The 12,796-nt window shown below is 65.8% G+C and carries 13 protein-coding genes; 3 read left to right on the top strand and 10 right to left on the bottom strand.

Features of this window, described 5'->3' with window-relative positions; all coding sequences use genetic code 11:
* Window positions 1-10 precede the first annotated feature (10 nt).
* The 4 genes from DIE15_RS29045 to rpe form a co-directional block, all read right to left on the bottom strand.
* Complete coding sequence (locus DIE15_RS29045; protein ID WP_057924683.1) at window positions 11-610, bottom strand: aminodeoxychorismate/anthranilate synthase component II; 600 nt, start codon at window positions 608-610, stop codon at window positions 11-13.
* A 12-nt stretch (window positions 611-622) separates the two neighbouring features.
* Window positions 623-2,116, bottom strand: a complete 1,494-nt coding sequence (gene trpE, locus DIE15_RS29040; protein ID WP_057924682.1) for an anthranilate synthase component I — start codon at window positions 2,114-2,116, stop codon at window positions 623-625.
* Between the two features lie 358 nt (window positions 2,117-2,474).
* Window positions 2,475-3,230 (bottom strand): phosphoglycolate phosphatase, encoded by a 756-nt coding sequence (locus tag DIE15_RS29035; RefSeq protein ID WP_057924681.1) that lies wholly within the window; start codon window positions 3,228-3,230, stop codon window positions 2,475-2,477.
* A 4-nt stretch (window positions 3,231-3,234) separates the two neighbouring features.
* Window positions 3,235-3,921, bottom strand: coding sequence for a ribulose-phosphate 3-epimerase (gene rpe, locus DIE15_RS29030; protein ID WP_006482066.1), 687 nt, complete (start codon window positions 3,919-3,921; stop codon window positions 3,235-3,237).
* 176 nt (window positions 3,922-4,097) lie between these two features.
* Here rpe and apaG point away from each other — a divergent pair, with 176 nt between their 5' ends.
* Window positions 4,098-4,472 (top strand): Co2+/Mg2+ efflux protein ApaG, encoded by a 375-nt coding sequence (gene apaG, locus DIE15_RS29025; RefSeq protein WP_057924835.1) that lies wholly within the window; start codon window positions 4,098-4,100, stop codon window positions 4,470-4,472.
* A 14-nt stretch (window positions 4,473-4,486) separates the two neighbouring features.
* Here apaG and DIE15_RS37805 read toward each other — a convergent pair whose 3' ends face one another.
* The gene (locus DIE15_RS37805; protein ID WP_006758475.1) at window positions 4,487-4,630 is read right to left on the bottom strand and encodes a hypothetical protein; all 144 of its coding nucleotides are present in this window, start codon (window positions 4,628-4,630) and stop codon (window positions 4,487-4,489) included.
* Between the two features lie 28 nt (window positions 4,631-4,658).
* Here DIE15_RS37805 and DIE15_RS29020 point away from each other — a divergent pair, with 28 nt between their 5' ends.
* Window positions 4,659-5,783, top strand: a complete 1,125-nt coding sequence (locus DIE15_RS29020; protein ID WP_260428368.1) for a murein transglycosylase A — start codon at window positions 4,659-4,661, stop codon at window positions 5,781-5,783.
* A 130-nt stretch (window positions 5,784-5,913) separates the two neighbouring features.
* Here the strand turns inward: DIE15_RS29020 and paaK are convergent, their stop codons facing one another.
* From paaK to paaN, 5 genes are all read right to left on the bottom strand, one after another.
* Window positions 5,914-7,212, bottom strand: a complete 1,299-nt coding sequence (gene paaK / locus DIE15_RS29015; RefSeq protein ID WP_057924680.1) for a phenylacetate--CoA ligase PaaK — start codon at window positions 7,210-7,212, stop codon at window positions 5,914-5,916.
* A gap of 38 nt (window positions 7,213-7,250) precedes the next feature.
* On the bottom strand, window positions 7,251-7,703 hold the full coding sequence (gene paaI / locus DIE15_RS29010) for a hydroxyphenylacetyl-CoA thioesterase PaaI (protein WP_057924679.1): 453 nt from the start codon (window positions 7,701-7,703) through the stop codon (window positions 7,251-7,253).
* Between the two features lies 1 nt (window position 7,704).
* Window positions 7,705-8,496: a 2-(1,2-epoxy-1,2-dihydrophenyl)acetyl-CoA isomerase PaaG gene (gene paaG / locus DIE15_RS29005; protein WP_057924678.1), complete on the bottom strand. Its 792-nt coding sequence runs from the start codon at window positions 8,494-8,496 to the stop codon at window positions 7,705-7,707.
* 57 nt (window positions 8,497-8,553) lie between these two features.
* Window positions 8,554-9,756 (bottom strand): 3-oxoadipyl-CoA thiolase, encoded by a 1,203-nt coding sequence (gene pcaF, locus DIE15_RS29000; protein WP_124834945.1) that lies wholly within the window; start codon window positions 9,754-9,756, stop codon window positions 8,554-8,556.
* Window positions 9,757-9,843: 87 nt separating this feature from the next.
* Window positions 9,844-11,550 (bottom strand): phenylacetic acid degradation protein PaaN, encoded by a 1,707-nt coding sequence (gene paaN / locus DIE15_RS28995; RefSeq protein WP_057924676.1) that lies wholly within the window; start codon window positions 11,548-11,550, stop codon window positions 9,844-9,846.
* Between the two features lie 129 nt (window positions 11,551-11,679).
* On the opposite strand from paaN, the gene DIE15_RS28990 reads away from it, so the two are divergent.
* On the top strand, window positions 11,680-12,456 hold the full coding sequence (locus DIE15_RS28990; protein ID WP_006762438.1) for an enoyl-CoA hydratase: 777 nt from the start codon (window positions 11,680-11,682) through the stop codon (window positions 12,454-12,456).
* The last annotated feature ends 340 nt before the right edge of the window (window positions 12,457-12,796 follow it).

The raw sequence follows: 12,796 nt of genomic DNA, 5'->3' as shown, positions 1-12,796 counted from the left end.
GCGTCTCCCGTCACGCAGCCGGCGCGGCCGCGTGGGCCGCTGCGCGATTCTGCTTCAGGAAATTCTCGAGTAGCGCATGGCCGTGCTCGGACAGGATCGATTCCGGGTGGAACTGCACACCTTCGATCGGCAGCGTCTTGTGGCGCACGCCCATGATCTCGCCGTCGTCGGTCCATGCGGACACCTCGAGGCAGTCGGGCAGCGATTCGCGCTCGATCGCGAGCGAGTGGTAGCGCGTCACGTCGAAATGCTTCGGCAGGTCGGCGAACACGCCGCGGCAGTCGGTTTCGATCCGGCTCACCTTGCCGTGCATGATGGTCTTCGCGCGCACGACGCGGCCGCCGAACGCTTCGCCGATCGCCTGGTGGCCGAGGCAGACGCCGAGGATCGGCTTCTTGCCCGCGAATTCGCGCAGCACGTCGAGCGTGATGCCTGCGTGCTGCGGGTTGCTCGGGCCGGGCGACAGGCAGATGGTGTCGGGATTCAGGCGCGCGATCTCGTCGAGCGTGATCTCGTCGTTGCGGTACGTGTGCACGTCCTCGCCCAGTTCGCCGAAGTACTGGACCAGGTTGTAGGTGAACGAGTCGTAGTTGTCGATCATGAGCAGCATGGTCAGTCTCCGTCAGAAGTCGCTATCGAGGCCGTCCTGGACCTGTTCGGCCGCACGCAGCACCGCGCGCGCCTTGTTCTCGGTCTCTTGCCATTCGGATTCGGGCACCGAGTCGGCGACGACGCCGGCCGCCGCTTGCACATACAGGTTGCCGTTGTGGATCAGGCCCGTGCGGATCGCGATCGCGAGATCCATCTCGCCCGAGAACGACAGGTAGCCGACGGCACCGCCGTACAGCCCGCGCTTGATCGGTTCGAGCTCGTCAATCAGTTCCATCGCGCGCACTTTCGGCGCACCGGACAGCGTGCCGGCCGGGAACGTCGCGCGCAGCACGTCGTAGTTCGTCATGCCGGGCTTCAGCTTGCCTTCGACCGAGCTGACGATGTGCTGCACGTGCGAGTACTTTTCGATCACCATCTTGTCGGTCACCTGCACCGAACCGATTTCCGCGATGCGGCCGACGTCGTTGCGCGCGAGGTCGATCAGCATCACGTGCTCGGCGATTTCCTTCGGATCGTTCAGCAGTTCGGTCGCGAGTTCGGCATCGCGCTCGGGCGTGTTGCCGCGCGGACGCGTGCCGGCGAGCGGACGGATCGTGACGATCTGGTCTTCGCCGCGCTTTTCCTGGCGGACCAGGATTTCCGGCGACGCGCCGACCACGTGGAAATCGCCGAAGTTGTAGTAATACATGTACGGCGACGGATTCAGCGAACGCAGCGCGCGATACAGCGACAGCGGATTGTCGCGGTACGGCTTCGTCAGTCGCTGGCCGACCTGGACCTGCATCAGTTCGCCGGCAGCGATGTATTCCTTCGCCTGGCGCACGGCGGCCAGATAGTCTTCCTTCTTGAACTCGCGGAACGTCTCGGTGCGCACGCTCGCCGACGTGACGGGCGGCTGCACGGTCGTGCGCAGGCGCTGCTTCAGCTCGCGCAGGCGCTGTTTCGCCTTCGTGTAAGCCTCGGGCTGGGCCGGATCCGCGTAAATGATCAGGTAGAGCTTGCCGGCGAGATTGTCGATCACCGCGACTTCCTCGGTGAGCAGCAACTGGATGTCAGGCAGGCCGAGATCGTCGCGCGGTGCGGTGTTCGCGAGCTTCTTCTCGATGTAGCGCACCGCGTCGTAGCCGAAATAGCCGGCGAGACCGCCGCAGAAGCGCGGCAGGCCCGGGCGCTGCGCGACCTTGAAGCGCGCCTGGAACGACTCGATGAATTCGAACGGATCGCCGTCGTGCGTCTCGACGACCTGGCCGTCGCGCACCACTTCCGACACGCCGTTGCGGGTACGTACCAGCGTGCGGGCGGGCAGGCCGATGAACGAATAGCGGCCGAAGCGTTCGCCGCCGACCACCGACTCGAGCAGGAACGAGTTCGCGCCCGCGCGTTCAGGCTGGGCCAGCTTCAGGTAGAGGGACAGCGGCGTTTCGAGGTCGGCGAGCGCTTCCGCGATCAGCGGGATGCGGTTGTAGCCTTCGTTCGCAAGCGATTGGAATTCGAGTTCGGTCATGTTCCGGTCCTGTTCGGGACGAGCGGCGGAGTGCGCCAGGGATCACTTGACGCTGCGCGGGCTGCCGTCGGCGAAAGGGCGGTCGATCGAGAAGTGCCTGTTGCCGGCCGGCACTCCGGGCGTGAACGTCGCGAGCCTGCGGCCGATCCTGAACGCAAGCGTTCGGACGCGGTAGAACTCGAGGTGGTGCGACGATCGGCGCGCGGATGCGCAGCGAGATAAAAAACGGCGCTGAAGACGTGCTTCAGCGTACCTCATCGAAGAGGTTAGCGCGACCAGCGACGCCAGGGCCAGGCTCCCCGGTCGATGCTGCTCAGACTCCGTTTTTTATTCAGAAACATGCGGATAGAAGAAATAATCAGATGGTTGGCCGGCCGGCATTGTGCGCGGTGATCGCGCGTGCTGCGACCAGCAACGAATCGACTATACCATCCGAATTTATCGTTTGTATAGCTTTGCCGTGGTTGTAGCCGTACGGCACCGTTAGCGTCGCCATGCCGGCCGCGCGGCCCGCCAGTGCATCGTTTTCCGAGTCGCCGATCGCGACCGCCGCGTCCGGCGCGACGCCGAGCGCGTCGCAGGCCGTCAGCATCGGCAGCGGATCGGGCTTCTTGCGCGCGACGCTGTCGCCGCCGAGCACGATGCCGAAGCGATCGATCAGCCCGTATTGCTCGAGCAGCTCGACCGCGAAGCGGTGCGGCTTGTTCGTCACGCACGCGAGCCGGATGCCGGCTGCGTGCAACGCATCGAGACCGGCTGCGACCTCGGGATAGAGGCGCGCGTGACGGCCATTGATCTTCGCGTACTCGGTCTGGTAGATCGCGAGCGCGTCGTCGAAGCGCGCGTGCGCGTCGTCGGGCGCGAAGCGCGGCTTCAGCACGCTCTGGATCAGATGCTCGGAGCCCTTGCCGACATAGCCGATCACCTCGTCGCGCGACGTGGCCGGCGCGCCGAGCTGCGCGAGCATCCCGTTCAGCCCGGCCGTGAAATCGTCGGCCGTGTCGACCATCGTGCCGTCGAGGTCGATCAGCGCCGCAGCGATGCGCGGCGCCGCAAAACGGATCGTGCCGTCGGCTTCGGCCGGTGCCTGACCGGCTTGCGAGGAATCGGCCACGGCGTCAGCTCCGTTCGACGGTGGCGAGCGCGGCGCGCATCTCGTCGATCACCTTGCGGTAGTCGGGCTTGCCGAAGATCGCCGAGCCCGCAACGAAGGTGTCCGCGCCGGCCGCAGCGATCTCCGCGATGTTGTCGGCCTTCACGCCGCCGTCCACCTCGAGCAGGATCTCGCGGCCGGTGCGCTCCGTGTACGCATCGATGCGCGCGCGCGCTTCGCGCAGCTTGTTCAGTGTTTCCGGAATGAACGACTGGCCACCGAAGCCGGGGTTCACCGACATCAGCAGCACGAAGTCCAGGCGGTCCATCACGTGGTCGAGATAGTTCAGCGGCGTGGCCGGATTGAACACGAGGCCGGCCTTGCAGCCGTGATCCCGGATCAGCGACAGCGTACGGTCGATGTGATCCGAGCCTTCCGGGTGGAAGCTGATCAGGTTCGCGCCGGCTTTCGCGAAATCGGGCACGATCCGGTCGACCGGGCGCACCATCAGGTGCACGTCGATCGGCACCTGCACGTGCGGGCGGATCGCCTCGCAGACGAGCGGGCCGATCGTCAGGTTCGGCACATAATGGTTGTCCATCACGTCGAAGTGAATCCAGTCGGCGCCGGCGGCGACCACGTTGCGGACTTCTTCGCCGAGCCGTGCAAAGTCGGCCGACAGGATGCTGGGAGCGATGCGGAATTGAGTCATGACAGGGGAGCGGGGACGCTGCGGCGCAAAACCGCCATTCTACCGTCCGGCGACCCGGTGCGCGGCGACGGGCCGTGCGGTTGCGGCCCGATTCCGCATAGAATGCCGAACCAATGCGGCGCGCCGCGGCCTGGCCGCTCGAGTCGGCGCGGGCGGTTACCTACAGCGGAAACACCATGAGTCAGTATCAGTTCACCGTTTCGGTGAAAACCAGCTACTTGCCGGAACAATCCGACCCCGATCGACGTCAATACGCATTCGCGTACACGCTGACGATCCGCAACACGGGGCAGGTCGCGGCGCAGTTGATCGCGCGTCACTGGATCATTACGGACAGCGAAAACCACGTGCAGGAAGTGAAGGGGCTCGGCGTCGTCGGGCACCAGCCGCTGCTGCAGCCGGGCGAACAGTTCGAATACACGAGCTGGGCCGTGATCGCGACGCCGGTCGGCACGATGCGCGGCGCGTACTTCTGCGTGGCGGAGGACGGCGAGCGGTTCGATGCGCCGGTCGACGAGTTTGCGCTGCACATGCCGCGCACGCTGCATTGAGCGTGCGGGGCCGGTCAGCGTGGCTGGCGGTCGTTGCCGCGGGCGTGCTTCTTCCTGCCCGACGACGTCCACACGACGATGAAGATCAGCAGGGCAAGCGCTACGAAAGCTTCGAGCGCGAAGATGAGCATCGGATATTGGTCGAGAAAATCTGACATGGCGGTTTCCATCAAGAACGGACATTGTATGTGGTTTGGGCCCCGGGTGGCCGGCTGGGTTGCGGCGGCCGCGACGGCCGCGCTGCTTGCTGCGTGCGGCGGCGCGCCGACGCGAACGTCGGCGCTCAAGCCGCCGACCGGCGCGGCGATCGTGCCGGGGCAGGTCGCCGCGAAGCGGCTGACGCCGGTCGCTTGGCAGCAGGTGCCGGGCTGGCAGGACGATTCGCTGATCGGCGCGACGGCCGCGCTGCGGCAGAACTGCGTGCGGCTTGCGCGCCAGCCGGCGTGGCAGCGCGCCTGCGCGGCTGCCGACCAGCTCGACGAGCTCGACGTCAGCAGCGCGCGTGCATTCTTCGAAACGTATTTCACGCCGTTTCAGCTGGCGAACACCGACGGCACGCTCGACGGGCTCGTGACCGGCTATTACGAGCCGCTGCTGCACGGTTCCCGTGTGCGTCGCGGTCCTTACCAGTACGCGCTGTATCGCTGGCCGGCCGGCTATCGTGCCGGCGCCGCGCTGCCCGCTCGCGCGCAGCTCGAGCGCGCTGGCGTCCTGAACGGCAACGAACTCGTGTGGGTCGACGATCCGATCGAGGCGTTCTTCCTGCAGGTACAGGGTTCGGGACGCGTGCTGCTCGACGACGGTTCGGTGATGCGGGTCGGCTTCGGCGGCACCAACAACCAGCCGTATCGCTCGATCGGCAAGTGGCTGCTCGATCGCGGCGAGCTGACGCCCGCTCAGGCGACGATGCAGGGCATCAAGGCGTGGGCGAAGGCGAACCCGACTCGCGTCGACGCGTTGCTCGACACGAATCCGCGCTTCGTGTTCTTCCGCGACATGCCGACCAAGGAAGATGCGCCGCACGGCGGCGCGGACGGCCCGATCGGTGCGCTCGGCGTGCCGCTCACGCCCGAGCGTTCGATCGCGGTCGATCCGTCGTCGATCCCGCTCGGCACGCCCGTGTTCCTGCAGACCACGCGTCCGCTGACGAATACGCCGATGAACCGGCTCGTGTTCGCGCAGGATACGGGTTCCGCGATCCGGGGTGGCGTGCGGGCCGACTATTTCTGGGGGCTCGGCGACGACGCCGGCGACCAGGCCGGACGGATGAAGCAGATCGGCCGGATGTGGCTGCTCTTTCCGAATTCGTGATGCGCGGTGATGCCGGCGTACACGGGTAGCCGGGCATCGAAACGAAACAGCCCCATCGGCGTCGGCGATCGGGCTGTTTTTTTTGCGTACGCGATTGCTGCTTCGCGCGGCGATGGGATAACGACGGGTATCAGCCCTTGCGCTTGTCGATCACGCGGCGTGCCTTGCCGACGGAGCGCTCGATTCCGTTCACGGGCAGCACGTTGATTACGGCCGTCACACCGATCAGCGACTTGATGTCGTGCGCGAGCGCCTGTCTGGCCGCGTGGATCGCCGCCGTGTCGGGGGCCGTTTCGGGACACGGTTCGACGTTGAGCGTCAGCACGTCGAGCGGCCCTTCCTTGGTCAGCACGATCTGATAGTGCGGGGCGAGCGCGCGTTGCTTCAGCAGCTGTTCCTCGATTTGCGTCGGGAAGACGTTGACGCCCCGCACGATCATCATGTCGTCCGAACGCCCGGTGATCTTCTCCATCCGGCGCATCGTGCGGGCGGTGCCGGGCAGCAGACGCGTGAGGTCGCGCGTCCGATAGCGGATGATCGGCAGCGCTTCCTTCGTCAGCGACGTGAAGACCAGTTCGCCGAGCTCGCCATCCGGCAGCACTTCGCCGGTTTCGGGATCGATGATTTCCGGATAGAAGTGGTCTTCCCAGATCGTCGGGCCGTCCTTGGTCTCGACGCATTCCGACGCGACACCTGGGCCCATCACCTCGGACAGCCCATAGATGTCGACCGCGTCGATGCCCATCCGCTGCTCGATGGCCGCACGCATGTCGTTGGTCCACGGTTCAGCACCGAAGATGCCGATGCGAAGCGAGCTTTGCGCGGGATCGAGGCCCTGACGCTCGATTTCGTCGGCGATCGACAGCATGTAGCTCGGCGTCACCATGATGATGTCGGGCCGGAAGTCCTGGATCAGCTGCACCTGCTTCTCGGTCTGGCCGCCGCCGAAAGGGATCACCGTCAGCCCGGCGCGCTCGGCACCGTAGTGTGCGCCGAGCCCGCCCGTGAACAGTCCGTAGCCGTAGCTGACGTGAACCTTGTCGCCGCGGCGCGCGCCGGCCGCACGGATCGAGCGAGCAACCAGATTCGCCCACGTATCGATGTCGCGGGCCGTGTAGCCGACGACGGTCGGCTTGCCGGTCGTGCCCGACGACGCGTGGATGCGCGAGATCTGGTCCTGCGACACCGCGAACATCCCGAACGGATAGCTGTCGCGCAGATCGCTCTTGGTCGTAAACGGGAAGCGCGACAGATCGGCGAGCGTCTTCAGGTCGTCGGGATGCACGCCCGCTTCGTCGAATTTGCGGCGATAGACGGGGGAGTGCTCATACGCATGCCGGAGCGACCATTTCAGGCGTTCGAGCTGCAGCGCGGTCAACTCGTCGCGTGAGGCGGTCTCGATCGGCTCGAGCGGTAGCGGGGTAGTCATGCCTGTCTCCAGTGATTGTTATGAGCGAGCCGTGGACGTCAGCGGTCTTCCGGAAGGACCGTACCCTTGATCTGGGCCGATTTGCCGCGAAACATCGCGACTGTTTCGCCTGTCTGGTTCGTGACGCGGATGTCGTAGATGCCGTACCGGCCGCTGCGCGTCTGTTCGACCGCCTCGGCCGTCAGCAGCTCGTTGCCGTGTACGGGACGCAGGTATTCGATCGAGCAGCCTGCTGCAACGGTATTCAGGTTGTACGAGTTGCACGCGAACGCGAACGTCGAATCGGCGAGCGTGAAGATGATGCCGCCGTGGCAGGTCTGGTGTCCGTTCAGGAACTCCGGCCGTACGCGCATCTGCAGGCGTGCGTAGCCGGCGCGTACCTCGGCGATTTCCATGCCGAACGCGCGGCTGCAGGCGTCCGCGTCGTACATGGCTCGCGCTGTCGCACGGGCGAGCGCATCGGGGGCGAGTGTGTCGGTGGACGTGGTCATGTCACCGCCCCTCGAAGCGCGGCGCGCGCTTCTCGATGAACGCCTTCACGCCTTCCGCGTAGTCGTACGACTGGCCGAGCTTGCGCTGCAGGTCGCGCTCGAGGTCGAGCTGCTGGTCGAGCGTATTCGTCATGCCGTCGCGCATCGACTGCTTGATCGACGCGATCGCGAGCGTCGGCTGCTGCGCGAGCTGGTTGGCGACCTGACGGGCCGACGCGGCAAGCGCATCGTCGTCGACCGCGCGCCAGATCAAGCCCCATTGTTCGGCCTGTTCGGCGCCGAGCTTGTCGCCGGTCAGTGCGAGGCCCAGCGCGCGGGCCATGCCGATGCGTTGCGGCAGCAACCATGTGCCGCCCGAATCGGGCACGAGCCCGATCTTGACGAAGGCCTGGATGAAACTGCTCGAGCGCGCGGCAAATACGATGTCGCATGCGAGCGCGAGATTCGCGCCGGCGCCGGCCGCCGTGCCGTTGACGGCGGCGATCACCGGAATTGGCGTGCGTTGCAGGCGGCGGATCAGCGGATTGAAATGCTCGTCGATCAGCGTGCCGAGGTCGGTGGACGCGCCCGGCGTGAAGTCGAGGTCGGCCAGGTCTTGGCCCGCGCAGAAGCCTCGCCCCGCACCCGTCAGGATCAGCGCCCGTGCACCGGCTGCCTCGACTTCATCGAGTGCCGACTGCAGTTCGCGGTGCATCGCCCGCGTAAAGCTGTTCAGCTTGTCCGGACGGTTGAGGGTGATCGTGGCCACGCGGGCAGCCTGATCGATATCCACCTGGATCGCCTGATATGACATGCAGTGTCTCCTTCATGACTTCGTTCATGACTTCGTTATAGGCGCGCGGCGCGTCGGTTACACGCGTTCGATCGCGATTGCGATGCCCTGGCCGACGCCGATGCACATCGTACAGAGCGCAAAGCGGCCGCCCGTACGCTCGAGTTGGTGAAGCGCCGTGGTCACGAGCCGGGCGCCCGATGCGCCGAGCGGGTGGCCGAGCGCGATCGCACCGCCGTTCGGGTTCACGCGCGGATCGTCGTCGGCGACACCGAGCATGCGCAGCACCGCGAGACCTTGCGACGCGAACGCTTCGTTCAGCTCGATCACGTCGAACTGGTCGATCGTCATGCCGAGCTGGCGCAACAGTTTCTGCGTGGCCGGCGCCGGGCCGATGCCCATCAGGCGCGGCTCGACGCCGGCGGTCGCCATGCCGACGACGCGTGCGCGGCGGTGCAGCCCGTATTGATCGGCGGCGTCAGCGTTGGCGAGCAGCAGGGCGCATGCGCCGTCGTTGACGCCCGACGCGTTGCCGGCCGTCACCGACCCGTCCGGGCGCACGACGCCCTTCAGCTTCGCGAGCGCTTCGAGCGACGTTTCGCGCGGATGCTCGTCGTACGAGACGACGAGCGCGTCGCCTTTCTTCTGCGCAATCGTAACCGGGACGATTTCCGCGGCGAGCGTGCCGTCCTGCTGCGCACGCGCGGCCTTCTGCTGGCTGCGCAGCGCGAACCGATCCTGATCGGCGCGGCTGATGTTGTAGTCGACCGCGACATTCTCGGCCGTCTCGGGCATCGAATCGACGCCGTATTGCTGCTTCATCAGCGGATTGATGAAGCGCCAGCCGATCGTCGTGTCGTGGATGTCGGCCTGGCGAGCGAATGCGCTCGCAGCCTTGCCCATCACGAACGGCGCACGCGTCATGCTTTCGACGCCGCCTGCGATCAGCAAGCGTGCCTCGCCCGACTTGATCGCGCGCGCGGCTGTGCCGACGGCGTCCATGCCCGAGCCGCACAACCGGTTCAGCGTCGTGCCCGGCACGGCGGTCGGCAGGCCCGCGAGCAGCGCGGACATGCGTGCGACGTTGCGGTTGTCCTCGCCGGCCTGGTTCGCGCAGCCGTAGATCACGTCGTCGATTGCCGACCAGTCGACGTTGCGGTTGCGTTCGATCAGCGCCTTGAGCGGCACTGCGCCGAGATCGTCGGCACGAACGTCTTTCAGGGCGCCGCCGTAGCGGCCGATGGGGGTGCGAATTGCGTCGCAGATATAGGCGTCGGTCATGGGGGTGTCGATGTGCAGCGAACCCGCCGGCTGGCGGATTCGTTCATGGTAGAGAACGTGGCGGCGTTTGCACGTCGGCCATTCGGGTTATGCCGTCTGGCCGGCTTCCGCGGTTACGGCCTTCGGCGCAACATGGACGCGGCTTTGCACCACGCGGAACCGGTTGGCGACGAACGCCGGGTCGGCCAGCGCGGCGTTGGCGGCCGGGTTCGCACCGGTGCCGTGGAAGTCGGAGAACGCGGCCGACTGGTTGACGAACACACCGCCCGTCAGGTTGATCGACAGCGCGACGCCGCCACGCACCGCCGCATCGTGCGCGGCGTCGAGGATCTTGTCGTCGGTGCTGTAGACGGAGAGTGTCAGCGCGCCATGCTCCGCGGCGATTTCGCCGGCGAGATCGAGCGACTGTGCGGTCGAGTCGGTCGCGATCACGAACGAGATCGGGCCAAACCACTCCTGCGTGAATTTCGCGCGGTCAGCCACGTCGAGCTGCAGCACTAGCGGCGTGCGCACGCGAGCGTCGGCGAACGTCGGGTGCTGGAGCGTCTGGCTGTCGGCGAGCACGCGGCCGAGCTTGCGGGCGTCGTCGATGCGCGCGGTCACGCCGTCGTTCTGGATCGCGCCGATCAGTTCGACCGAGCGCGCCGGGTCGCCGGTCAGCTTCTGCACGGATACGGCGATCGCCTGGGCGACCTCGTCGAAGCTCGCGTGGCCGTCTGCCGTCCGGATGCCGTCGCGCGGCACGTAGATATTCTGCGGTGCCGTGCACATCTGGCCGGAGTACAGCGCCAGCGAGAACGCGATGTTCTTGGCTGCGGCCTTCAGGTCGTCGGTCGAATCGATCACGATCTGGTTGACGCCAGCCTTCTCGGTATACACCTGTGCCTGATGGGCATGGCGTTCGAGCCACGTGCCGTTTTGCGTGCTGCCCGTGAAGTCGATCAGCTTGATTTCAGGACGCAGCGCGAGGTCTTGCACGAGGGCGCCGTCGTTTGGCTCGGTCGCGAGGAGCGTGACGACGTTCGGATCGAAGCCGGCTTCGCGGAGCACGTCGCGGGCGATGCGGACCGTGATTGCGAGCGGCAGGATCGCGCCCGGGTGGGGTTTGACGATTACCGTGTTACCGGTCGCCAGGTCGGCGAACAGACCGGGGTAGCCGTTCCAGGTCGGGAACGTGCAGCAGCCGAGCACGAGGCCGGTGCCGCGCGGGACGATCGTATAGCGCTTGTGCATCGCGAGCGGCGGGTTCTTGCCTTGCGGCTTTTCCCAGTGCGCATCGGCGGGGATGCGGCGCAGTTCGTCCCAGGCATAGGCGACCGCTTCGAGCGCGCGATCTTGCGCGTGCGGGCCGCCGGCCTGGAACGCCATCATGAACGCCTGGCCGGTGGTGTGCATCACGCTGTAGGCAATCTCGAAGCTCGCGCGGTTCAGGCGCGCGAGGATTTCGAGGCTTACGCCGATCCAGGCGCTCGGGCCTGCTTCGCGCCATGCACGCTGGGCAACGGCGGCCGCTGCAACCAGTTCGTCAGGCGTCGATTTCGGATAGCGGATGCCAAGTGCGATCCCGTACGGCGACTGCTCCGCACCGACGGTTCCGCCGGACGCCGGCTGGTCGAGCACGAACGTGTTGCCGAGGTGTGCTTTGAACGCAGCTTCACCATCGGCGTTAGCGCTTTCCCCGTACACTTTGGGACTCGGCATTTCCGCGAACGGGCTCCAGTACCCGCGGCTTTCGATGGCGGCGAGGGCGTGGTTCAGCGTGTCTTCGTGCTTCGTGAACAGTGCATGGGTCATGACGGCGGCCTGATGGATGTTGAGAGGGGTTGGATCGATTAATTAACCGACCGGTTGGTCGGAGAATGGTAGCATCAAACTATTCGCGTGTGCGAGGCGTTTCTCATTTCATTGATCGAGGAGAAATAGATGTCTTACGAGAACATCCTGGTGGAGACCCGGGGGCGAGTCGGGCTGGTCACGCTGAACCGTCCGAAGGCGCTGAATGCGCTGAACGATGCACTGATGGATGAATTGGGTGCCGCACTGAAAGCATTCGACGCGGACGACGAGATCGGCGCGATCGTCGTGACGGGGAGCGAGAAGGCGTTCGCGGCGGGGGCCGACATCGGCATGATGGCGACCTATTCCTATATGGATGTTTATCGCGGCGACTACATCACCCGTAACTGGGAGACCGTCCGCGAGATCCGCAAGCCGATCATTGCGGCCGTGGCGGGCTTCGCACTCGGCGGCGGCTGTGAGCTCGCGATGATGTGCGACATCATCTTTGCGGCAGATACGGCCAAGTTCGGCCAGCCCGAGATCAAGCTGGGCGTGATGCCCGGCGCGGGCGGCACGCAGCGCCTGCCGCGCGCGGTGTCGAAGGCGAAGGCCATGGACATGTGCCTGACCGCACGCTTCATGGATGCAGCCGAGGCGGAACGGGCGGGGCTCGTGTCGCGTGTGCTGCCGGCCGACAAGTTGCTCGATGAAGCGATTGCCGCAGCGACGACGATCGCCGAGTTTTCGCTGCCGGCGGTCATGATGGTCAAGGAGTCGGTGAACCGTGCGTATGAGACGACGCTGGCTGAAGGCGTCCATTTCGAGCGTCGGCTGTTCCATTCGCTGTTCGCGACTGAAGATCAGAAGGAAGGGATGGCGGCATTTGTCGAGAAGCGCAAGCCGGTATTCAAGAACCGTTGATCCGGTGGCGGGGTGGGGCGGCTTGGCGAGCGACGGGTATCCGTCGCCGGCATGGTTGCCTGGTGCAACGAGCTCCAAGCCCCCGTGCGCGGCAGCGCACGGGGGCTTTTTCAAAATATTTTCACAAAGGGGGTTGCGGAGACGGGGTGGGGTGCATAGAATCACGCCTCTTTCGCGCTAACGGAAACGCAGCGCGGGGGAAGAAGGGAAGCGGTGCGGTTGAGGGCGGGTTGTAGAGCCCCGGCGCACACGGAGTTGAACCTCAGCCGTCGCAACGAAGCAGTTAAAAAAGTTGTTGACGAACTGAGAAACACGGTTCATAATCTCGCTTCTCTGCTGC

It is taken from the genome of Burkholderia sp. Bp9031, assembly GCF_003857965.1.
GTDB lineage: Bacteria > Pseudomonadota > Gammaproteobacteria > Burkholderiales > Burkholderiaceae > Burkholderia > Burkholderia ambifaria_A.
Note: the sequence above shows the minus strand (reverse complement) of the source record. Positions and strands in the feature narration are given on the sequence as shown.

Coding starts and splice junctions, on each gene's coding strand:
- DIE15_RS29045 (WP_057924683.1), bottom strand. CDS start 610: ATGCTGCTCATGATCGACAACTACGACTCGTTCACCTACAACCTGGTC.
- trpE (WP_057924682.1), bottom strand. CDS start 2,116: ATGACCGAACTCGAATTCCAATCGCTTGCGAACGAAGGCTACAACCGC.
- rpe (WP_006482066.1), bottom strand. CDS start 3,921: ATGACTCAATTCCGCATCGCTCCCAGCATCCTGTCGGCCGACTTTGCA.
- apaG (WP_057924835.1), top strand. CDS start 4,098: ATGAGTCAGTATCAGTTCACCGTTTCGGTGAAAACCAGCTACTTGCCG.
- DIE15_RS37805 (WP_006758475.1), bottom strand. CDS start 4,630: ATGTCAGATTTTCTCGACCAATATCCGATGCTCATCTTCGCGCTCGAA.
- DIE15_RS29020 (WP_260428368.1), top strand. CDS start 4,659: ATGTGGTTTGGGCCCCGGGTGGCCGGCTGGGTTGCGGCGGCCGCGACG.
- paaK (WP_057924680.1), bottom strand. CDS start 7,212: ATGACTACCCCGCTACCGCTCGAGCCGATCGAGACCGCCTCACGCGAC.
- paaI (WP_057924679.1), bottom strand. CDS start 7,703: ATGACCACGTCCACCGACACACTCGCCCCCGATGCGCTCGCCCGTGCG.
- paaG (WP_057924678.1), bottom strand. CDS start 8,496: ATGTCATATCAGGCGATCCAGGTGGATATCGATCAGGCTGCCCGCGTG.
- pcaF (WP_124834945.1), bottom strand. CDS start 9,756: ATGACCGACGCCTATATCTGCGACGCAATTCGCACCCCCATCGGCCGC.
- paaN (WP_057924676.1), bottom strand. CDS start 11,550: ATGACCCATGCACTGTTCACGAAGCACGAAGACACGCTGAACCACGCC.
- DIE15_RS28990 (WP_006762438.1), top strand. CDS start 11,680: ATGTCTTACGAGAACATCCTGGTGGAGACCCGGGGGCGAGTCGGGCTG.